This window comes from Enhydrobacter sp. (genome assembly GCF_030246845.1).
Lineage (GTDB): Bacteria > Pseudomonadota > Alphaproteobacteria > Reyranellales > Reyranellaceae > Reyranella.
Genome location: NZ_CP126889.1, coordinates 754,774 through 775,248, shown reverse-complemented (window position 1 = coordinate 775,248; position 20,475 = coordinate 754,774). Strand labels below are relative to the sequence as shown.

Below are 20,475 nucleotides of genomic sequence, written 5' to 3'. Positions count from 1 at the left end.
GGAGTCTCCGTTGCTCAAGCGTGAGGAACTCAGCCACGAACGGATCGAACAGATCGTTCGGGACGCTCACCAGGCCGGCTACGATTTCTTCCTGACCGCCGAGCAACGCGAAGCGAGCCTCAAGGAGGCGCTTGCCCGCTATGCGCCGGGAGATGACGCCTGGGTGTTCGCCTACGGCTCGCTGATGTGGAACCCAGTCATCGAGTATGCCGAAGCGTCGCCCTGCCTCGTGGAAGGCGTGAGGCGCTCCTTCTGCTTCTGGACGCCGATGGGTCGCGGCACGCCGGAGCTGCCGGGCCTCATGCTGGCGCTGGAAGAGGGCGGCCGCTGCGAGGGCATCGCTTACCGGCTCGCGCCGCACCAGGTGCGCAGCGAACTGGCCATCGTCTGGAATCGCGAGATGCTGTCCGGCGTCTACAAGCCGCGATGGATTCCCGCCAGGCTGCGGGACGGCCGCACGGTCACGGTGGTGACCTTCGAGGTCGACACCAGCCACTGCCAGTACTGCGGCGATCTGTCGATGGAGCGCGCCGCCCACCATATCGCTTTTGCCGAGGGGCGCCGCGGCGCCTGTCGCGACTACCTTATCAATACCGCTGTTCATGCGCGGGCGCTCGGCATTCACGATCCCTATATCGAGGAGCTGATGGAGCGGGTCGCACGATTGCGTGGCGACGATGCAAAGCCCCCGGCCCTACCGACGGACGGCGACGCCAAGGCAGCCGAATAAAGCCGAGGCTCGAAATCCACGGCCCCCGGTGGCGTGTGCTGTTGCAGCCGCTGTGACATAATCGCCGCGTGGCTTCATCCCCGACGTCCTCTCTCGCTGCGCGCTGGAGCACGCTGTCGCCCAATCTGCGCGGCATTCTGTGGGTCGGGATCTCGGGCGTGCTGTTCGCACTTCTCAACGTCTTCACGCTGATTCCGGCGCAGCACCTCAATCCCTATGTGATGGCATTCCTGCGCTATTTTTTCGGCTCGCTGTTCCTGCTGCCGATCTTCGTGCGGCGCGGCCCCTATGCGGCGATGCACACGCGTCGCGCCAGCCTGCACATCTTCCGCGGGGCGCTCCATGCCGGCGGCATGTTCCTGTGGTTCGTCGGCTTGCCGCTCACCACGCTGGCGAGCGTGACGGCGCTCGGCTTCACGGGACCGATCTTCATCACCATCGGCGCCGCGCTGTTCCTTGGCGAGGACGTCCGGCTTCGGCGCTGGATGGCCGTGCTGGTGGGCTTCGTCGGCGCCATGATCATTATCCGGCCGGGCTTCGGCGATATCGGCATCGGCGCCCTCTGCATCCTCGCCAGCACGCCGATCTTCTCGGCCTCCAACCTGATCTCGAAAGCGCTGGCGCGCACCGATTCCGCCAACACGATCGTCATCTGGCAGAATTTCACGATCGTCCTGTTCGCCGCGCCCATTGCGCTCTGGTTCTGGCAGACGCCGAGCTGGGCCGACATCCTGTGGTTCGTGGCGGCGGGCCTGTGCGGCACGCTCGGCCATCTCTGCCAGCAGAACGGCTACCAGCTCGCCGATATCACCCTGCTGCAGCCGATCGGCTTCCTGTCGCTTCTCTGGAACGCCCTGCTGGGCTTTCTCCTGTTCAGCCAGCATCCGGACGTCTGGACCTTTGTCGGCGCGGCCGTGATCTTCGGCAGCGCCATGTACATCTCGCACCGCGAGGCGGTGCGGCGCGCGCAGGTCACGACGGGCGATACGCGGACCGGTCAGGCGGCGTGAGAGAACTCAACCGCCGGTGACGCTCATATGGCGGCGAACGGCAGGGGCGGTGTGGCGGCGGTCGATGACGAAGTCGTGCCCTTTGGGCTTGCGTGCGATGGCCTCGTCGATTGCCTGATCGAGCAGATCGTCGCTCTCGGAGGCGCGCAGCGGCGCGCGCAGGTCGGCCGCATCCTCCTGGCCCAGGCACATATAGAGCGTGCCGGTGCAGGTGAGGCGCACGCGGTTGCAGCTCTCGCAGAAGTTATGGGTGAGCGGTGTGATGAAGCCCAGTCGCCCGCCGGTTTCCTCGACCGTGAAGTAGCGCGCCGGCCCGCCGGTGCGGTAGTCGCTCTCGGTGAGCGTGAAGTGGCGGGCGATCTCGGTGCGCGCCAGGGACAGCGGCAGATATTGCTCCAGCCGATTCTCGCCGCCGATCTCACCCATCGGCATGACCTCGATCAGCACCAGATCCATGCCGCGACCATGGCTGAAGCGGATCAGATCGTCGAACTCGCTGTCATTGACGCCGCGCAGCGCGACTGTATTGATCTTCACGTGTAGGCCGGCTTGCTGGGCCGCGTCGAGACCGCGCATCACCTGATCGAGATCGCCCCAGCGCGTGATCTCTCGGAACTTCTCCCTGTCGAGTGTGTCGAGCGAGACGTTCACGCGGCGTACGCCGATGCCGGCGAGCTCGCGGGCGTATCTGGCGAGCTGGCTGCCGTTGGTCGTGAGTGTGAGCTCGTCGAGGGCGCCATTGTCGAGATGACGCCCGAGGCCGCGGAACAGCGACATCACATTCTTGCGCACCAGAGGCTCGCCGCCCGTCATGCGCAGCTTCCGGACGCCGCGCCGCACGAAGGCCGAGCACAGGCGCTCCAGCTCCTCCAGCGACAGTACATCGGCCTTCGGCAGGAAGGTCATGTCCTCGGCCATGCAGTAGACGCAGCGGAAGTCGCAGCGATCGGTCACCGAAACGCGCAGATAGGTGATGTGCCGGCCGAAGGGATCGATCATGACAGTCGGATAATGGGGATCGCTCACAACCACTGCAAGGGGCTCGAAACGCGGAGAGTCCTCGCCGTCCGGCCGGCTTATGGGACAAGACGCAGCAGGTTGTCGACGGTGTCCGCCTCCGCCGCCGGCTTGTCAGTCCTTATGCGATTGATGCGCGGGAAGCGCAGCGACACACCTGATTTGTGCCGGGTGGATCGCGCCACGCCGTCGAAGGCGACTTCCAGCACCAGCTCCGGCGCGACCTCGCGCACCGGCCCGAACCGATTGACGGTATGGTCGCGCACCCATTTGTCGAGCCAGCGCAGCTCCTCATCGGTGAAGCCGAAATAGGCCTTGCCGACGGGGGCGAGCTCGCGTCGGCCCTCGGCCGCCTCGCGCCAGCAACCGAACGTGTAGTCGGAGTAGAAGGAGCTGCGCTTACCGTGGCCGCGCTGCGCGTACATCATCACGCAGTCGGCCAGCATCGGATCGCGCTTCCACTTGAACCACGGACCCTTCGGCCGGCCGGCGAGGTAGGGGCTGTCGCCGCGCTTCAGCATCAGCCCTTCGATTCCATCCTGCCGCATGCCCTCGCGCAGCTCGGCGAGGTGGGCCCAATCGGTGAAGCGCACAAGGGGCGACACGTCGAGGCGCTGATGCGGCCGCTCGGCCATCCAGGCCTCCAGCCGCGCCCGGCGCTCATCGAAGGAGAGTCCTCGCAGATCCCGGCCTTCGAGCCACAGCATGTCATAGAGCCGCACATGCGCGGGATGCTCTTTCAGCATCTTGGCAGTCACGGTCTTGCGGTTCAGCCGCTGCTGCAGATCGTTGAACGGAGCGACGGCCTCCTCGCGGCGGACCAGGAGCTCCCCATCGAACACGCCGTCGAAGTCGATCGCCTCGATGATGTCGGGAAAGGCGGCCGAAATATCCTCGCCGGCGCGGCTGTAGAGCCGCTTCACGCCACCGGACGAGGCGACCTGCACGCGGATACCATCCCATTTCCATTCGGCGCGGAAATGGGCGGGGTCGAGCGTCTCGAGCTCGGCGCGGTCGATCGGGTTGGCGAGCATGGGCGGCAGGAAGGCGCCGCCCATGTTGCTGCAAGGCTTGGGTCCGTCCGCGAGCAGCCACTCGAACAGCGGCCGATAGGGGGCCGAGAGGCCGTGCCAGACCTCCTCGACCTCGGCCACCGGCCGGTTGCCGATATTGGCGGCGGCCTGCTTGGCAAGTCGTGCTGAGACGCCCACGCGCAGCGCCCCGGTCAGCAGCTTCAGGAGCGCCCAGCGGCCGGTGGCGTCGAGCGCGTCCAGCCAGCGCTTCAGGATCGCCGGCGTCTGCATCTTGGTGGCGCGCTGCAGCGTCTCGACCACTTCGCCCAGGCTGGGCGGCGGACCGGCCGTTGGATCGACCTCCCAGATCAGCGCCAGGGTCTCGGCGAGATCGCCGACATAGTCGTGGGAGAGGTGGAACAGCTCCGGTCCGATCTTGTCTTCGCCGAACCCGCGCAGCAGGGCCGGCTTGGCGGTGGGGAAGTCGAGCCCGCCCGTCAGGGCGGCAAGCGCCCAGCCGCGGTCCGGATCCGGCGTCTCGCGCAGATAGGTCTCGATCAGCCGCAGCTTGGCGTTGCGGGCGGGCTGGAAGGAAAGCGAGTCCAGCAGCTCGGCAAAGGCCTGCACCTAGGAGTCGTCCTCCTCTTCGCGGCCGGCAAGATGCAGCGCCTCGGCCTCGATGCCGATCGAGCGGGCGTAGTGGACCAGCGCTTCCTCGCGGCCGTGCGTCACCCACACCTTCGGGGCGCCGACGTCGGCCAGGGTCTGCTTGAGCTCCGACCAATCGGCGTGGTCGGAGATGACCAGCGGCAGTTCGGCGCCGCGCTGGCGCGCCCGGGCGCGCACGCTCATCCAGCCTGAGGCCATGGCCGGCACGGGATCGAAGAAGCGGCGCGACCAGCGATCGGCGATGGCAGAGGGCGGGCAGAGCACGATCGCGCCCTTGAACGTCTCGATCACGGCGTCCGAAACGAGCGCGATGTCGCCGAGATCGATGCCGTGCTGCCGATACAGCGTGCAGAGCGAGGCGAGCCCGCCATGCAGCCAGATCCGCTTGTCGTACCCGGCCGCGCGCAGCAGCCTGATCACACGCTGGCACTTGCCGAGGGCATAGACGCCGACCAAATGAGTGCGCTCGGGAAAGGTCTGCAACGAGCGCAGGAGCTTGCCGATCTCGCCGGCATCGGAGGGATGGTGGAAGACAGGGAGCGCGAAGGTGGCTTCGGTGATGAAGACATCGCATGGCACCGGCTCGAACGGCGGGCAGGTCGGATCGGGCCGGCGCTTGAAGTCGCCGGAGACGACGATCCGTTGGCCCTTGTGCTCCAGCACCGCCTGGGCCGAGCCGAGGATGTGGCCGGCTGGAACGAGGCTCGCCTCGACGTCGCCAATCCGTATGCTTTCGCCGTATTTCAGCGCCTGCTGCTGCGTATCGGGCATGCCCTGGAAGCGCAGGCGCATGATCGCGAGCGTCTCGGATGTGGCCAGCGCACTACGGTGACCCGGCCGGGCGTGATCGCCATGGCCGTGCGTGATCAGCGCGCGCGGCACGGCAACTGCCGGGTCGATGTAGAAATCGCCGGGCGCGCAGTAGAGACCGCGCGGCGTCGGGTAGAGCCAGGTCCGCGGATTCGGAGCGGCGGGGTCTAGCGTGTCGGTTGCCATCGAAAGGGACGCACTTTACCCCGTAGATATGGAGCTGCCGGGCCTGTTTGCACGCTGGTTCGAAAGCCGCGGCTGGGCGCCTCGGCGGCACCAGCTTGCCCTGGTCGATCTGGCGGCCAGGCGCAAGAGTGCGCTTCTGATCGCGCCGACCGGCGGCGGCAAGACCCTGGCGGGCTTCCTGCCCTCCCTGATCGAGCTGACGGAGCGTCGCCACGCCGGCAAGGATCTGGCCCATGCCAAGGGCAAGGGTGAGCTGCATACGCTCTACATCTCGCCACTGAAAGCCCTGGCGAACGACATTCGCCGCAATCTCGAGGCGCCCATCGCCGAGATGCAGCTTCCGGTGCGCGCGGAGAGCCGCACAGGCGACACGCCGCAGAGTCGCCGGCTGCGCCAACGCGAGCGTCCGCCGGACCTGCTGCTGACGACGCCCGAGTCGCTGGCCCTGCTGCTCTCCTATCCGGACGCCGAGAAATTCTTCGCGAGCCTGAGTGCCGTCATCATCGACGAGCTGCATTCCTTCGCGACCTCGAAGCGCGGCCATCATCTGGCACTTTGCCTGGCTCGGCTGGCGGCGCTTGCGCCGCAGGCGCGCTTTGTCGGCCTGTCCGCGACCGTCGCCGACCCGCCCGAGCTCGCGGACTATCTGTGTTTGCGGGAGGGCGAAGGGGTCGAGATCGTGCAGGGCGAGCCTGGCGCATCGCCGCAAGTGACCATCATCGACGCCCACGAGCGGCTGCCCTGGGGCGGCCATATGGGGCAACACGCGGTGCCCGAGGTCTACAACATCATCCGCCAGCACAAGACCTCGATCGTGTTCGTCAATACGCGCGCCCAGGCCGAGCTTACCTTCGACCGGCTGTGGCGCATCAACGAGGACAATCTCGCGATCGGCCTGCATCATGGCTCGCTCGCGGTCGAGCAGCGGCGCAAGGTCGAGGCGGCGATGGCGGCGGGCAAGCTGCGTGCCGTGGTCGCGACCTCGTCGCTCGATCTCGGCATCGACTGGGGCGACGTCGACCTCGTGATCCAGATGGGCGCGCCCAAGGGCGTGAGCCGCCTGATGCAGCGGATCGGCCGCGCCAATCACCGCCTCGACGAGCCCAGCCGGGCCATGATCGCGCCGGCCAACCGGTTCGAGGTCCTGGAATCGCTGGCGGCACTGGAGGCGATCGAGGCCCGCGAGCTCGACGGCGATCCGCCGCGGCCGGCCTGTCTCGACGTGCTGGCGCAGCACATCGTCGGCACCGCCTGCGCCCAGCCGATCGACCGCGATGCCTTCTTCGACGAGGTGCGCCGGGCACAACCCTATCGCGACCTGCCGCGCAAGGATTTCGACGATACCTTCGATTTCGTCGCGACCGGCGGCTATGCCCTCGCGGCCTACGAGCGCTGGCACCGGCTGAGGCAGCTTCCCGACGGCCGCTGGATGCTCGCCTCGCCCATGGTGGCGCGGCAGTTCCGGATGAATGTCGGCACCATCGTCGAGCTGCCGCTTCTGAAGGTGAAGCTGCGGCGGGGCCCGATGCTGGGCGAAGTCGAGGAGGCGTTCATCCAGGGACTCGTGCCCGGCGACACCTTCGTCTTCGCCGGCCGCCTGCTGCGGTTCGAGGGGGTGAAGGAGTTGGTGGCGCTGTGCTCGCTGGCAACCACGGGCGAGCCCAAGGTGCCGGCCTATGGCGGCGGCCGCCTGCCGCTTTCGACCTTCCTCGCCGATCGCGTGCGCGGAATCTTGCAGGATCCCGCGCGCCACCCCAAGCTCCCGGCCGAGGTACGCGAATGGCTGAACCTGCAGCGCTGGCGTTCGACCCTGCCCGACAGCCGCAACCTCCTGATCGAAGGCTTCCCGCGCGGATCCAGGCAATTCATCGTCGCCTACTGCTTCGAAGGCCGGAACGCCCACCAGACACTCGGGATGCTGCTCACGCGCCGCATGGAACGCATCGGGCTCAAGCCCTTGGGCTTCGTCGCCACCGACTACGTGCTGGGGCTGTGGGGGCTGCGGCCCCCCACCAAGGCTCAGCTCGACCAGCTCTTCGACGAGGACATGCTGGGTGACGACCTCGAGGCATGGATGGACGAGTCCACCATGCTGCGCCGCTCCTTCCGCAACGTCGCGGTGATCGCGGGCCTGATCGAGCGGCGCTTCCCCGGTGAGGAGAAATCGCGCCGCCAGGTCACCTTCAGCTCCGACCTGATCTACGATGCCCTGCGCAAGCACGAACCCGATCACATCCTGCTGCGCGCCACGCGCCAGGACGCTGCCTGGCAGCTCGCCGATCTGAAGCGCCTGGGCGGTCTCCTGAAGCGCGCCAAGGGCCGAATCGAGTACCGCCGCCTCGACCGCATCTCGCCGCTCGCCGTGCCGGTGTTGCTGGAGATCGGCAAGGAGCGCGTGCTCGATGGTGCGGCCGAGGACGAGCTTCTGGACCTTGCGGCGCAGGAGCTGATCGACGAGGCAACCCGGCTCGCCTAGCCGGGGACCGTCCGATCGCCACAAAAAACATTGAGCGTCGCCGGGCGCGCGGCTATGACTCCGCCGGGATCAAGGGTGTGGATGCGCGCGCAAGCGCGCCGGATTGGGGAGGGGCTATGGCGAAAATCGCCGGGTCGGCGCCTGACGGACAGGCGTCGAAGGTTTTTGGCACGATCATGATCGGGCGTTTCGAGGGCTTTCCGAGCCTGGTGCGAACCGTCGGCGCGCCTGCGATGGCCGACGTATCGCGGCGCGTCCATAAAATGCTCGCCTACTACATCCGCCAGTACAAGGGCACTGTGGTGCAGTCGAAGGGCGACGGCGTCGTCGCGCTCTTCACGGCCGGCGATGGCGATGACAACCATGCGGCGCGTGCGCTGGGCGCCGCGGTCGCGATCCGCCGGGCCTTTGCCGGCGAGTTCATGACCGTGCGCACGAGCGTCCACAGCGGTTACGTGACCTTGTCCGATACGGTCGGCATTGCCTGCAGCCTGGGCGCGGCGACGGAAGACAACCGGATCAGCGCCTCCGACCGGACCGCTGAACTTGCGCAGGAGCAGTTCGAGTTCGAGAGCGTGGGACCTCGCGAGGTGGACGGCGTCGGCGAGGTGAACGTGTTCGAGGTGCTGGCGGTCGCCAGGAACCATGCCGGCAAGCTAAGCTCCTACCTTCATCGCGAGCTCGAGTCGCGCGAAGGCGACGACGATGCCATCGAGCGCAGCTTCCCGGTGCTGCGGGACATCATCCAGAGCGTGCGCCACTGAAGGGACGGCCATCGCCATGGACTGGACCGGGCCAAGCGAGCGGATGGCACGCTGCGTCCAGGAGATCGAGGACATTGCTTTGTCCACCCCCGACGAGCTGGCGCAGTACGAGGCCATCCGCGAGGCCGTCGCCTCCTGCTTTCGCGACCTGGAACGCTATAGCTACGAGCCGAGCGGCTTCCAGATCGACCTGCGCCGCGCCTTGACCGAACGGGCGCTCGAGGTCGCCGACGTCAATCCCCGTCTCAGCCTCGCGCTCGAGCGGGCAGTGGACTACGTCTAGCAAAAAGAACTACCGGACCCGGTGGAGATGGACGGTCCAGGCCTCGGATCCCGCAGCCGTCATGGCCCTGCCGTCGCATTTCGTCACGCCGCCGCCGCCGCGGCTGCAGTCGAGGGAGTCGGGATAGGAGCTGCCGTCGCTGCAGGCGGTCGCGGATATTTGAAGGCGAAGCAGCCGGTCTGCATATCCGGCCCGCGCCGACGCCCGGCAGTAGAATGCCGGCTGGTCGAGTCGCCGATACAGAAACCGTCCGACGCCGCGATCGTCGAAGCAATAGGTGGCGACGCCTGATTGATGTGCATAACGAAAGACGTCGGTGCGCCAGCAGCCCTTGAGAAACGACAGATCGGCCGTCGGCTCCGCGGGGAGCTCGAGCAATGGGCTCGCCGAGCTTGTGGGCGAACCGAACGGTTCGAGTGGCTTTGGATAGGAGGGCGGTCGCGTCGTGGTAATCGCGGGCGGTCGACCGAAGGGCGCCGTGCCGCCGCCAGGCGGGGGTGGCGGCGGGAGCGTAGGCTGAGTCGTGCCGTTGGGCCAGCTTGGCGCCGTACCGCCGATCGGCGCGCCCAACCCGCTGCCGATCCCGGTACTGTTGCCGATTGGTCCGCCGGGCGCCACGCCCTGGGCGCTCGCAGCATCAGCGAGACCGAAGGCAAGAGAGAACGCCAGTGCCGCGACATTCAGCTCGCGCATTGGCGGCATATCGGTCACGTGCCGACGAACGTCAACGCCGGATCGGCTGGACGCCGCGGACCGAGGAAAAGTGAGGCGGGCGCCCTTATCGCTGAGGCAGGCGCTCGAAGGTCGGTAGACCGGCCGGAATATGGTGGAAGGCCTGCTTGTCGATGGCGTAGATCGCCATCCGCGGTGCGTCGAACCGGCTTGGATCATCGAGCGTGCCGACCTTGACGATCACAGCGGGAAAGCCGACCGGACGGGTGATCAAGTGGGTCCCGCATTCGGCGCAGAATTCGCGCGTCACGGGGCGCTCCAGGTCACTGCGCTTGAATTGCTTGGGCGCTCCCTTGGTGTAGCGGAAGCCGGCAACAGGCATGGCGATGAACATGTTGGGCGCACCGCCAGTGATGTACTGGCATTCACGGCAGTGGCACTGCGCCTTCATCATAGGGTCGCCTTCGGCCACATAACGCACACGGCCGCAATAGCATCCGCCTTCCAGAATCATGACATCCTCCGGATGAACTTCGCCCGCATTTCGACGGTCGGCCGGCACCTTGGCAAATGCTTTTCCGGTGGGTTGACCCGCAGCAATTGTAATGTACTAATATCATAACAATAAGATTTGCCTCTCGTAGGGCAAAGGTCGTCGTTCGCTGCGGAGGAATGAATGAAGGCTCTGGCCAACGCCGTCTGGATGCTTGCGCTTGCGGGCATCGCGGCTGCTACCGCGTCGGCTGCGCGGGCCGACGACCTCGTCGTCACTCACTACGGTTCGTTGCTCTACGGAACGCCCTACGCGATCGCGCTCGAGAAAGGTTACTTCAAGGACGCCGGTGTCGATGTCACCGGCATCCTGACCTCGAAGGGCGGCGGCACCAGCGTGCGCAACATGATGGCCGGCGAGACGCTGTTCGCCGAGGTGGCGCTGCCGGCGGCGCTGAGCGCCATCAAGGAAGGCTTCAAGATAAAGATCATCAGCGGCGGCACCGACGGCTCGAGCGGATTCTGGGTGACCCGGCCAGGCGAGTCGATCGACAAGCCGGAGGACCTGAAGGGCAAGCGCTTTGTCTATTCGCGACCGAAGTCGGTGAGCGAGAGCATCATCCTGGCCATCCTGAAGTCGTTCAACATCGCGCCGAGCGACGTGAAGATGGTTGCAATCGGCGATTTCGGCGCAGGCCTGACGGCGCTCGAGCACGACAAGGTGGATATTGCCATCATCCCCGAGCCGATCTACTCGCGGAAGATGAAAGAGGGGGCGAAGTACAAGATCCTGCCATGGCTGGCATCCCGCATCCCCGCCTACACCCAGACCGTGGGGATCGCCACGGAGGAGGCGATCGCCAAGCAAGGGGCGAAGCTGCGCGCGGTCGTCGAGGCGCGCCGCAAGGCTGTGGAGTATCTCTATGCTCATCCCAGGGAAGCGGCGCAGATCCTCGCCAAGGCTTACAATCTGCCGCCTGATATCGCCGAAAGTGCCGTCTCGAATACGCTGTCTCAGAATCCGACATGGTGGAACGGCGGTGAGCTCAAGCGTCCGTTGATGGAGGCCATGGCTGATGCCCTGGCGTCGGTCGGCGCGCTGCAACTTCCGATCGACTGGACGGCGGCGATCGATGCGAGCTTCGCGCCCACGGCGAAAACGCAATGACGGCTGGCTTGCCGCGGCTGGCAGCCGTCGAGGCGGCCATTCCGAAAGTCCATGCGAGTCTCGATCGCGTGACGCGGGTCTATCCGCCGCGAGCCGGGCACGGGGAGGTCCATGCCCTGGGCCCGATCTCGCTCGAGCTGCGTGCCGGCGAGTTCTTCAGCGTGGTCGGCCCGTCGGGTTGCGGCAAGTCGACCTTGCTCGATGTGCTGGCGGGGCTCGCGGTGCCGTCTGCCGGTGCGGTCGAGTTCGAGGGCAGGCCGGTGCAGGGCGAGGTCCCCGATGGGATCGGCGTGGTCTTCCAGGAAGACGCGAGCTTTCCCTGGCTGACGGTCGAGGACAACGTCTTCTTCGGCCTGCGGAGGGCCGGCATCGACCCTGTCGAAAGCAGGCGGCGGGTCGACTTCGCCCTGGGCTTCATGGGCTTGCGTGACTTTCGCCGCGCCTATCCCAGCCAGCTTTCGGGAGGGATGCGGCAGCGCGTTTGCATTGCGCGCACGCTCGTGATGCAGCCGCGCCTGATATTGCTGGACGAGCCATTTGGCGCGCTCGATCAGCAGACCCGGTTGTTGATGGGCGACGAACTGCTGCGGCTGTGGCGGGAGACGTCGGCGACGGTGCTGCTCATCACTCATGCCCTGGACGAGGCCAACCTGCTGTCCGATCGCATCGGCGTGATGTCGGCGCGGCCCGGCCGGTTCATCGATATCGTCGAGACCGGCTGGCCGACGGATCGCGATTCCCGTCTCGCGGAACGCCCCGACTTCGGCGCCGTGACGGCGAGGCTCTGGTCCTACCTGCGCGGCGAGTCGCTGCGTGCCCTCGGCCAGGGGAAAGCTGCCGGATGACGCGCGCCGGCTGCATTCGTGGGGCCATCCTGATCGGCGCGGTGGGCAGTCTCGAAGTCGCCTGCCGCACCGGAGCCATCCCGTCCACGGTTGTCATCGCCCCCTCCGCGATGGTCGTGGCGCTTGTCGAGACGCTGCGGTCCGACGATATCGGCGTGCACCTGAAGCGGACGCTTGCGGCGGTCGGGATCGCGATGGGCCTGTCGGTCGCGGGAGGCTTCGCCATCGGCTTCGTGCTCCATCGGCTGCCGTTCCTGCGTCGTGCCTTCAATCCCTTTCTCGCGGCCTACTATGCCATTCCGCATTTCGCCTTCTATCCGCTGCTGATCGTGATCTTCGGCCTGGGGCCACTGCCGCTGATCGTGCTGGCGACGCTTTTCGCGATGGTCGCAATGATCGTGGCCACCATAGCGGGGCTGGATCGGGTGCCGCGCGTGCTGCTGAAGACGGCGCGTGTTCACCGGTTGTCGCTCCTTCAGGAGGTCTGCCGTATCCGCCTTCCTGCGGCCGCGCCCCACCTGCTGTCGGGCATCAAGCTCGCGGTGGCCTATTCCTTCATCGGGGTCATTGCCGGCGAGTTCATCCTGTCGACCAGCGGCATCGGCCACGAGATCGCCTATGCCTATGACAATTTCGACAATGCGCGTATGTACGGATTGATCCTGCTCGTTCTGGGTACTGTCACCATCTTCAACATGGCCGTCTACGCCTACGAGCGGCGCCTCCTGCGCCGGCGCGGCGCATGATCGCCCTGCGTGCCGTTCGCGATCCGGTTCTGGTCGTGGTTGCCCTGATCGCCTTGTGGCAGGTGCTGCACCAGATCGCGGGCGATGCGGCCGTGACCGCCCCGGCTCCGACGCTCGCCTACCTGTGGGAGATGATCGGCCAGGCGCGCTTCGTGCCGCATCTTCGGGAGACGGCTGTCGCCTTTGCCCAGGCTCTGGCCATCGCCTGTGCGGGCGGCGTCCTGATCGGTGTGGTGCTGGGTGGACACCGATTGTCCGGAGAGGTTGCCGAACCAATCCTGGTCGGGCTGTATTCCATCCCCAAGATCACGCTCTATCCCGTGATCCTGCTGCTGTTCGGGCTGGGAATGTCGGCCAAGGTGGCGTTCGGTGCCCTGCACGGCATCATTCCGGTTGTGCTGTTCACGATGAATGCCGTGCGCAATGTCAATCGGACCTACCTGCGCACGGGCCGCGCCATGCGGCTCACGCCGGCGCAGACCGGCTGGCATATCCTCGTCCCGGCGGCGCTGCCCGAGATCTTCTCCGGTCTGCGCATCGGCTTCTCGCTCACCTTGCTGGGGACGATGCTGGGCGAGCTGTTTGCCTCCCAGCGCGGGCTCGGTTTCCTGCTGATGACCGCGATCGACCTGAATGACGTGAAGACGATCCTGGCCATCGCCGTCCTCATTTCGATCTTCGCTGTCGTTTGCAATGCGCTTCTGCTTGCCATCGACAAGCACCTGCATCGTGGGTCGGCCATCGAGCGTTCGGGCGGAAGATGACGAGGATCGTGGTCGACCGCGCGCTTGGCGCTCCGCTGCATCACCAGATCTATCTCGTGCTTGCGGACGGCATCTCGACCGGCCGCTACGGCGCGGGCGAGGCGTTGCCGACCGAAGAGGAGCTGACGCGCCTGTTCAGCGTCTCGCGCATCACGGTCCGTCGCGCGATGTCGAGCCTGCAGGAGGCCGGATTGATCGAGCGGGGCGCCGGCCGTCGCACCGTGGTCCGGCGACGGATCGGTCAGACTATGCGCATGCCCATGACGTCGGTGATCGAGAACATCGTGGCCTACGGAGCGGAAACCGTCGCCAAGGTCGTGGAGTTCGGCTACGGACCGGCGCCGCGTTTCGCGCGCGAGCGGCTATGGGACAGCACGGACAGGCCGGTGCAGCGAGCCGTGCGCGTCCGGTCGCAGAACGGGACGCCGGTCATGCATCTCACCAGTTACGTCCCCGAGGCGATCGGTCGGACCTTCACGGCCGAGGAATTGAACCATCTTCCGCTCTATGAGCTGCTGGCGCGGGCGGGCGCGCAGATCGTCGGGGCGCAGCAGCTCGTGTCGGCGGCGCTGGCGGAGCCGCTGGTGGCGTCGCGGCTGGGCGTCAAGGTGGGGGCCGCGTTGATCGATCTGCGCAGCCTGATGATCGATCAGAAGGATCGCGCTGTGGAGTATGTGGAGATGCTGGCCGTGCCGGAACATCTGAAGCTCCGTTACGAGATGCGTCCCGACCAGATCGGTCCACCACCACGCCCGTCGCCGGTTCAAAAGAGAAAACGTTGAGGAGCCGATCCATGTCAAACGCTGCCAAGTTTCGCACCCTGCTTGCCGCTCGGAAGATGGTCGTCGCGCCCGGCGCCATCGATTGCGTGACCGGCCGTGCCATCGCGCAGGCCGGCTTCTCCGCCGCATACATGACCGGCGCCGGCACCTCGGCCACGCTGGGTTATCCCGACTACGGTCTTGTGACGATGACCGAGATGGTGGCCAATGCCAGCCGCATCGTGAACTCGATCGATATTCCGCTGATCAGCGACAGCGACACGGGCTACGGCAACGAGCTGAATGTGTTTCGGACGGTCCAGGAGTTCGAGCGGGCCGGCGTCGCGGCTATCCATATCGAGGATCAGGTATTTCCCAAGAAGTGCGGCCATCTCGACAACAAGGAGCTGGTGAGCCGCGAAGATTTCGTCGCCAAGATTCGCGCCGCGTCGGCTGCCCGGCGATCGAACGACTTCTGCATCATTGCCCGCACGGACTCGCGCGCGGTCGCGGGGCTGGACGAAGCCGTCGAACGCGCCAATGCCGCGCTCGCCAATGGCGCGGACGTGGCCTTCGTCGAGGCGCCCCAGACCCTGGCCGAGATCGAGGCGGTGCCGAGGCGGGTGAAGGGGCCTTGTCTGCTAAATGTCGTGCGCGGCGGGAAGACGCCGGAAATCGAGCTCGAGACGGCAGAGCGCATGGGCTACGCGATCGCGATCGTTCCGGGTCTGTTGCTGGGCGGCATCATCCAGACCTGCGATCGCCTGCTGGCCGACCTGAAGAACGGCAAGTTTCCACCGGTGACCGGCTCACCCGGCAAGACCTTCGCCCGCTTCGGCGCCGCGGAATGGGACGAGCGCCGCACCGCCTTCCGTGATCGGGTAAAGGCAGCCGCGGAGTGAAGGCAGCCCTGCTTGTTGTCCCGCCAACCGTGTTCGGGATGAGTCAATCGCGACCGAAATCGTCGCGCGTCAGGATACGTTTGCCGCCTTCGATCTCGCGCACGGAGATCATGGGATAGCCGACTCCCATGGTTTCGCTGGCGCGCCAGGCGTCGACAATCATGTCGCGTGCGGCGGCCGCGCCGGCGGCGAGCCGTGCGATGGCGAAAGCGATGCCCGTTGCGTTGCCGTCGCTGAAGGCGCCTGCCTTCTCGAGCTCGTAGAAGGGCACGACCTCGCGATGGCTCTCGAGGATCACCATCCGGGCGCGGTCCTGGATGGTGCAGATGCAGGCGCGATAGGCGGGTATGGCATCGAGCACCGCCGTGCGCCGGACGTTGGCGCGCACGAAGGCGCCCTCGAAATGGGCGTGAGTGCCGCGCCTGGTTGTGTAGCCGTGTGGGTTGGGGAAGGGCCCCCAGCCGTCGAAATGGACGCTGACATGCAGGGGCTGGCTGGCGTCGCCGGGATAATGGCTCCAGATGCCGAGATCGCGGAGAGTGAGCGCTTCGCGGCGCCGGCGATCCTGGTCGAACCAGGCACGGTCGGCCGCTATCGCTGCATTACGGGCTCCGATCGACGCCGCGCGCCAGTAGGCGAAGTCCTTCGCGAGCTGCTGCCAGCCATCGACGATGGCGAGCGGCAGATAGCCCACTTTGTATTGCGTGAACCCCTTGGCGCGCAGGGCCGTGTCATAGGCCTCGCGGGTGAGTGGCGCCGTCTCCAGGGGAAAGACGCCTGCGACCATTCCATCGTCGCTCAAGTTCACGAAGTGCCCGGGATCGCGCTCGCTGTCGTGCGTCATCCCCGCTCCCTTGGACCGATCGAGCTCGCGGCCGAACACCGCGATGGTGTCGATGGCGGCCGGCGTGCGAACAAAGGCGGGAACTTCGTCGGGCAATGTCTCGGCGGCGATGCCGCTCACATATTCGTGTCCGGTGGCGCCCCAGGCAAAGACGGTCGCCGGTGCAAGGCTCGCCGCCAGCAGGATCGCCCAGAACCGAGCGCCGGACGTCAAGCTTTCAGTCCCTTCGTCTCCAGCGAATCGAGCCAATGGCGCGCCAGATGCAGCTCGCGGAAGATCTTGACGGGCCGCCGGGCGGTGGCGAGCACCGCGTAGCGCCGCGCATATTCGTACTGCTCGTCGGTGAGAGCCACGATGGCAAGAGGCCCCATCGGCTCGGGTTGCGCCGCGTAGGCCTGGATCCGGGCGCCGAGCGCCATCATGTCGTCGTCGTTCAGGCCGGACACCGCGTCGCGCAGCTCGAAGATCTTGCGGTAAGGCATCGCATCCTCGACCACGACGCCGTCGAGGTAGGCCTCGATGTCGGTGCGGCGGACCACATCCTTGCAGATAGCGACGACGAGGCGGGTGGGATGGGATATGGTCCAGTGGATCGGCATCTTCGTGCAGGCAACTATGCCCGCTCCGCCGATCTATGCAACCTTTGCGATGGGGAGCCCATTTGCCCCATACGATACCCGACCTCGGAGGGCGAGACGGCACCATGGCGACGCACGGCGGGAAGGGGACATGGCTGATCGTGGCGCTTCTGCTGGCGCTGCTCGGGCTGGCCCTGGTCATCCTCTACGAAGGCTGGGGTATCGCCGGCGGCAAGGAAGGCACCGCCATGTCCACCAACGGGTGGATCGCCATGATACTCGGCATCCTCGCCACCCTGGGGCTCGGCATCGGCCTGATGGCGCTCATCTTCTACAGCCATCGGCACGGAAAGGACTGAGGCCCGCGTCACAGCCGGGGTTTTAGCGCGTCGCCCCACGGCCGAGGTGAAGTCCCGCGACCAGCAACGCGCCGACGGCCAGCCCGAGCGCCGCCGAGCAGAAGGCATCGGCGAGCCATCCGGCAACGGAGCCGACGAGCGGTGCCGCTCCCGCCCAGCGACCGGCAGCCTCCACCAAATGGGGAACGGTGTCCCACTGGAACTCGTGCAGTCCGTGGACGATGATTCCACCGCCCACCCAGAGCATGGCCGCGGTGCCCACGGCCGCCAAAATGCCCAGCGCGGACGGCATGGCCCGCACCAGTCCGACGCCGACGCGGCGAAGGAGGGGCGCGCGGCGTTGTGCAAGGTGGAGTCCGATGTCGTCCATCTTCACGATCACGGCCACGACGCCATAGACGCCGACCGTCAGCAGGAATCCCACGAGGGCCAGAGCGGCCGCCTGGATCACCAGCGGTCGGTCGGATACGTTTGCAAGCGCGATGGCCGTGATCTCCGCGGACAGGATGAGATCTGTCCGGATCGCGCCGGACACCTTCCGGCGTTCGAGATCGGCAGAACCCAGCGCCAGTTCGGCAGGGTGCGGGGCATCCTCGTGCTTGCCAAGGGCCTCGAGCACCTTCTCGGTGGCTTCGAAGCAGAGATAAGCCCCGCCCAGCATCAACAAAGGCGTTATTGCCCAGGGGGCGAACGCACTCAGCAGGAGGGCGCAGGGAAGGAGGATGAAGAACTTGTTCCGGAGCGAGCCCAGCGCGATCTTCCACACGATCGGCAGTTCGCGAGCGGGGCTGAAGCCGACCGCATAGGCGGGCGTCACCGCCGCATCGTCCACCACGACCCCGGCGGCCTTCGCGCTCGCCTTGCCGGCGGCGCTGGTGACATCGTCCAGGGATGCGGCGGCGAGCTTCGCGATGGCGGCCACGTCGTCGAGGAGCGCTGCGAGTCCGGAAGCCATCAGCGTTGGGTGGAGGAGGACGAAGGTTAGGGATGCGGATCGAGGCGGGCGACTTCGGAGATCATAGCAGACCGGCGGCATCTGCCATCGCAATTCGCCGACGCCGTGCCGCCATCCGAGCGAACGGCACGAGCGAGCAAAGCCTGCTGGAGTATGACGGCGGCCCGTCATAGCCTGAAGCGAATGACGGTGCGGGCCGAAGCGATCCTGTGGGCGATCCTCGAACGGTGCGGGAGAAGCCCCGAAGGCTATCCCATGGATGCGGGCCACGCGATCGTGGCGCTTTTGATCGGCCATGGACTGCTGGTGGCGCGCGCGGATTATCGCGTGGCGCTAACGGCCAAGGGCCGCGATGTGCTCGATCAGTTGCCGCTGCTGATGAGCGAGGCCGAACGGGCCAGGCTCCGGAAGAAGACCCGCAAGACGCGCTGGAGCGTGCGGCTGCGCAGCGGCCAGCGCATGTTGCCGTGGGCGTCGCCCAAAGGGAGTCGGAAGTAGAGCTCCGATGACATGGGTGCACGGGTGCACGCCAGCGCGGCGATGCGACGACGGCGGACGTCCTGTTTCAGCCTTTGGTGTCGCGCTCCCGAAGATGCTCCTTGAGTTCGGCGAGCTTCTCCTTGAAGGCGTCATCCTGCCGCTCGGCGGCTACCGTCCGGGCGGCATCCGCCTTCTCGGCCTGCTCCGCGTAGGCCTCGACTGCGGCGGTGAACTGCGCTTCCTCGGCCTTGGCCGGCTCGGGCTCGACCGGCTCGACAGCCATCGGCTTCGATGGCTTGTCTGATTTGGACTTGGGCTTCGATGGATCGACGCGCTCCCACTCGCCCTCGATGATCATGGATCACTCCCCAACAAGTGGCATCCATTGGTTCGATCCGTAGAGCGCAGAGGCTGGAGCGCTTCGCAACAGGAAGTTTTCCCAGGGAGAAGCGGGTGTTCAGATCAAGCGGCCGGATTCGCCTGCAAACCGTTGAGGTTTCTGAATGCCGGCCGTCGGCCCGCCGGCCTGTGACCATTTCCCTGCAGCATCTCTGTCATCGCGCTTCGCGCTTTGGCGCCCGGCCTCGGTGGAGGCAGCCGAGGGGCCGGCATCTACGACGTCGAATTAGATGCGCCCTCGAAATATTTGGGGAGGGCTCCCGTGCCTGGCGTGTGGAAATTGGCCCCCCGGCACTGTCCTCCACCCAAAGGACGGCCTCGCCAGATGGCTGCAGGCTGATACTTGCCTGCAACCGCGTCAAGTCGCTTGGAGCGCCAAGGGACCGATCGGCGCCGGCCGCAGGCACGGCCTCTCGGCCCGAACTTCGGCATGTATCTGCCGCAATATTGATATAGAACACCGCCCCATGACGCAGTGTTTCCGGCGGCCTCGCCCTGTCTGGGAGGGCTGAATTGACAGCAACGCAGGCGCCCATCCACGCGGCGCGAAGGCGGCAGTTCAAATGGGGGGCGGGCCTCATGGCCGCGCTCTGTGCCGTTGCGGCCCTCGGGCTGTGGGTCGTCACGAGCCAGCAGTCCAGTGGGGCGCCGGGCAGTCCGGGCCCGGCCGAGTTGCTGACATCGCGCGGGTACACGGACGCCCCGATGGGCACGGCTGTGATCGGCGGCAACCCCTGGGCCGGCGGCACGGTCCTTGCGGAATTGCGGGTCAAGGAGAACCAGAAGGTCAAGAAGGGCGAGATCATCGCCGTCCTGTCGAACTATCCTCTCGCCGACATCGCCGTCCGCACGGCCGAAGGCGAGCTGGAGAAGGCCGAACGTGTGCGCGAGTCGATGACGACCGGCTATCGTGCCTCCCTGGTGGAGATGCAGGAGATGGCCGTGAAGGCGATGGCCGAACAGGTGAAGCTGAAGGCGCTCGAGCTGGCGCGAACCAACGGCCCGCCCGACGTGAAGCAGCTCCAGCTCGACATGTCGAAGACGGCTCTGGAACGCCAGAAGGCGAGGCTGCAGGTGATGAAGGAGAGCCTCGCGAGCAGCCTCGCCCAGACCGATGCCGATCTCAAGATCCTGAGGGCGAGCCTGGAAAATGCACGAACGCGGCGCGAGCAGGCGCTGGTCCGCTCACCGCTCGACGGCGTCGTGGTGCAGGTCTATGCCCGGCCGGGCGAGCGCATCGGCCAGTACGGCATCGTCAAGATCGTCGATATGAGCCGGCTCCGGGTGATCGCCGACGTCGACGAGCAGCACATGGACCGCGCCCATGTCGGCGCCAAGGTCGACGTGACCTTTCGCGGCAGCGCCGACACCTATCCCGGCAAGATCTCGCGGGTGGTGCCCGTCGTGAAGCGCATGCAGCGCATCGAGCCGGATGGCGGCTCGACCACCGACGCGCCGGTGGTCCAGGTGGAGGTCGAGCTCGACAATCCGTCGACCATGCCCCAGGTCCTGGGCCGGGAGGCGAAGGTCACATTTCTCTGACGGTTGCGTC

At 66.5% G+C, this 20,475-nt stretch carries 23 protein-coding genes; 14 read left to right on the top strand and 9 right to left on the bottom strand.

Features of this window, described 5'->3' with window-relative positions:
- Window positions 1-10 precede the first annotated feature (10 nt).
- Window positions 11-730: a gamma-glutamylcyclotransferase gene (locus tag OJF58_RS04065; protein WP_300781811.1), complete on the top strand. Its 720-nt coding sequence runs from the start codon at window positions 11-13 to the stop codon at window positions 728-730.
- A gap of 68 nt (window positions 731-798) precedes the next feature.
- Window positions 799-1,740 (top strand): DMT family transporter, encoded by a 942-nt coding sequence (locus OJF58_RS04060; protein ID WP_300781810.1) that lies wholly within the window; start codon window positions 799-801, stop codon window positions 1,738-1,740.
- 6 nt (window positions 1,741-1,746) lie between these two features.
- On the opposite strand, the gene moaA is transcribed toward OJF58_RS04060, so the two are convergent.
- The 3 genes from moaA to OJF58_RS04045 all read right to left on the bottom strand — a co-directional run bounded on the left by moaA (window position 1,747) and on the right by OJF58_RS04045 (window position 5,435).
- Window positions 1,747-2,739, bottom strand: a complete 993-nt coding sequence (gene moaA, locus OJF58_RS04055) for a GTP 3',8-cyclase MoaA (protein ID WP_300781809.1) — start codon at window positions 2,737-2,739, stop codon at window positions 1,747-1,749.
- Window positions 2,740-2,816: 77 nt separating this feature from the next.
- On the bottom strand, window positions 2,817-4,397 hold the full coding sequence (locus tag OJF58_RS04050) for a cisplatin damage response ATP-dependent DNA ligase (RefSeq protein WP_300781807.1): 1,581 nt from the start codon (window positions 4,395-4,397) through the stop codon (window positions 2,817-2,819).
- Window positions 4,398-5,435 carry a ligase-associated DNA damage response exonuclease gene (locus tag OJF58_RS04045; RefSeq protein ID WP_300781805.1) on the bottom strand — a complete coding sequence of 346 codons (1,038 nt, stop codon included), beginning with the start codon at window positions 5,433-5,435 and terminating at the stop codon, window positions 4,398-4,400. It abuts the gene before it with no gap.
- Window positions 5,436-5,463: 28 nt separating this feature from the next.
- Here OJF58_RS04045 and OJF58_RS04040 point away from each other — a divergent pair, with 28 nt between their 5' ends.
- From OJF58_RS04040 to OJF58_RS04030, 3 genes are all read left to right on the top strand, one after another.
- Window positions 5,464-7,911: a ligase-associated DNA damage response DEXH box helicase gene (locus tag OJF58_RS04040; RefSeq protein WP_300785155.1), complete on the top strand. Its 2,448-nt coding sequence runs from the start codon at window positions 5,464-5,466 to the stop codon at window positions 7,909-7,911.
- A gap of 116 nt (window positions 7,912-8,027) precedes the next feature.
- Window positions 8,028-8,675 carry a hypothetical protein gene (locus tag OJF58_RS04035; RefSeq protein ID WP_300781803.1) on the top strand — a complete coding sequence of 216 codons (648 nt, stop codon included), beginning with the start codon at window positions 8,028-8,030 and terminating at the stop codon, window positions 8,673-8,675.
- A 43-nt stretch (window positions 8,676-8,718) separates the two neighbouring features.
- Entirely contained in the window at window positions 8,719-8,958 is a 240-nt protein-coding gene (locus OJF58_RS04030) for a hypothetical protein (protein WP_300781801.1), read from the top strand.
- 9 nt (window positions 8,959-8,967) lie between these two features.
- Here the strand turns inward: OJF58_RS04030 and OJF58_RS04025 are convergent, their stop codons facing one another.
- Window positions 8,968-9,651: a hypothetical protein gene (locus OJF58_RS04025; protein ID WP_300781800.1), complete on the bottom strand. Its 684-nt coding sequence runs from the start codon at window positions 9,649-9,651 to the stop codon at window positions 8,968-8,970.
- An 85-nt stretch (window positions 9,652-9,736) separates the two neighbouring features.
- Window positions 9,737-10,144: a GFA family protein gene (locus OJF58_RS04020; RefSeq protein WP_300781798.1), complete on the bottom strand. Its 408-nt coding sequence runs from the start codon at window positions 10,142-10,144 to the stop codon at window positions 9,737-9,739.
- 162 nt (window positions 10,145-10,306) lie between these two features.
- Between OJF58_RS04020 and OJF58_RS04015 the strand changes: the two genes are divergently transcribed.
- From OJF58_RS04015 to OJF58_RS03990, 6 genes are read left to right on the top strand one after another with little or no spacing between them, the layout of a single operon-like run.
- Window positions 10,307-11,290 carry an ABC transporter substrate-binding protein gene (locus tag OJF58_RS04015; RefSeq protein WP_300781797.1) on the top strand — a complete coding sequence of 328 codons (984 nt, stop codon included), beginning with the start codon at window positions 10,307-10,309 and terminating at the stop codon, window positions 11,288-11,290.
- The gene (locus OJF58_RS04010) at window positions 11,287-12,135 is read left to right on the top strand and encodes an ABC transporter ATP-binding protein (RefSeq protein ID WP_300781795.1); all 849 of its coding nucleotides are present in this window, start codon (window positions 11,287-11,289) and stop codon (window positions 12,133-12,135) included. Before OJF58_RS04015 ends, OJF58_RS04010 begins: the two co-directional genes overlap by 4 nt.
- Window positions 12,132-12,881, top strand: coding sequence for an ABC transporter permease (locus tag OJF58_RS04005; RefSeq protein ID WP_300781793.1), 750 nt, complete (start codon window positions 12,132-12,134; stop codon window positions 12,879-12,881). Before OJF58_RS04010 ends, OJF58_RS04005 begins: the two co-directional genes overlap by 4 nt.
- Window positions 12,878-13,645, top strand: coding sequence for an ABC transporter permease subunit (locus OJF58_RS04000; protein ID WP_300781792.1), 768 nt, complete (start codon window positions 12,878-12,880; stop codon window positions 13,643-13,645). The genes OJF58_RS04005 and OJF58_RS04000 overlap by 4 nt, the downstream gene beginning before the upstream one ends.
- Complete coding sequence (locus OJF58_RS03995; protein ID WP_300781791.1) at window positions 13,642-14,427, top strand: GntR family transcriptional regulator; 786 nt, start codon at window positions 13,642-13,644, stop codon at window positions 14,425-14,427. Before OJF58_RS04000 ends, OJF58_RS03995 begins: the two co-directional genes overlap by 4 nt.
- An 11-nt stretch (window positions 14,428-14,438) precedes the next feature.
- A complete protein-coding gene (locus OJF58_RS03990; protein WP_300781790.1) occupies window positions 14,439-15,308 on the top strand; it encodes an isocitrate lyase/PEP mutase family protein in 870 nt (289 codons plus the stop codon).
- A gap of 43 nt (window positions 15,309-15,351) precedes the next feature.
- Here the strand turns inward: OJF58_RS03990 and OJF58_RS03985 are convergent, their stop codons facing one another.
- Window positions 15,352-16,365: a hypothetical protein gene (locus tag OJF58_RS03985; protein ID WP_300781788.1), complete on the bottom strand. Its 1,014-nt coding sequence runs from the start codon at window positions 16,363-16,365 to the stop codon at window positions 15,352-15,354.
- The gene (locus tag OJF58_RS03980) at window positions 16,362-16,751 is read right to left on the bottom strand and encodes a hypothetical protein (RefSeq protein WP_300781786.1); all 390 of its coding nucleotides are present in this window, start codon (window positions 16,749-16,751) and stop codon (window positions 16,362-16,364) included. Before OJF58_RS03980 ends, OJF58_RS03985 begins: the two co-directional genes overlap by 4 nt.
- A 104-nt stretch (window positions 16,752-16,855) precedes the next feature.
- On the opposite strand from OJF58_RS03980, the gene OJF58_RS03975 reads away from it, so the two are divergent.
- Entirely contained in the window at window positions 16,856-17,089 is a 234-nt protein-coding gene (locus tag OJF58_RS03975; protein ID WP_300781784.1) for a hypothetical protein, read from the top strand.
- 22 nt (window positions 17,090-17,111) lie between these two features.
- On the opposite strand, the gene OJF58_RS03970 is transcribed toward OJF58_RS03975, so the two are convergent.
- Complete coding sequence (locus OJF58_RS03970) at window positions 17,112-18,044, bottom strand: DUF808 domain-containing protein (protein WP_300781782.1); 933 nt, start codon at window positions 18,042-18,044, stop codon at window positions 17,112-17,114.
- Between the two features lie 183 nt (window positions 18,045-18,227).
- Between OJF58_RS03970 and OJF58_RS03965 the strand changes: the two genes are divergently transcribed.
- Window positions 18,228-18,542: a hypothetical protein gene (locus OJF58_RS03965; protein WP_300781780.1), complete on the top strand. Its 315-nt coding sequence runs from the start codon at window positions 18,228-18,230 to the stop codon at window positions 18,540-18,542.
- Window positions 18,543-18,609: 67 nt separating this feature from the next.
- Here OJF58_RS03965 and OJF58_RS03960 read toward each other — a convergent pair whose 3' ends face one another.
- Window positions 18,610-18,882 carry a hypothetical protein gene (locus tag OJF58_RS03960; protein WP_300781778.1) on the bottom strand — a complete coding sequence of 91 codons (273 nt, stop codon included), beginning with the start codon at window positions 18,880-18,882 and terminating at the stop codon, window positions 18,610-18,612.
- A 554-nt stretch (window positions 18,883-19,436) separates the two neighbouring features.
- Between OJF58_RS03960 and OJF58_RS03955 the strand changes: the two genes are divergently transcribed.
- On the top strand, window positions 19,437-20,465 hold the full coding sequence (locus OJF58_RS03955) for an HlyD family efflux transporter periplasmic adaptor subunit (RefSeq protein ID WP_300781777.1): 1,029 nt from the start codon (window positions 19,437-19,439) through the stop codon (window positions 20,463-20,465).
- The last annotated feature ends 10 nt before the right edge of the window (window positions 20,466-20,475 follow it).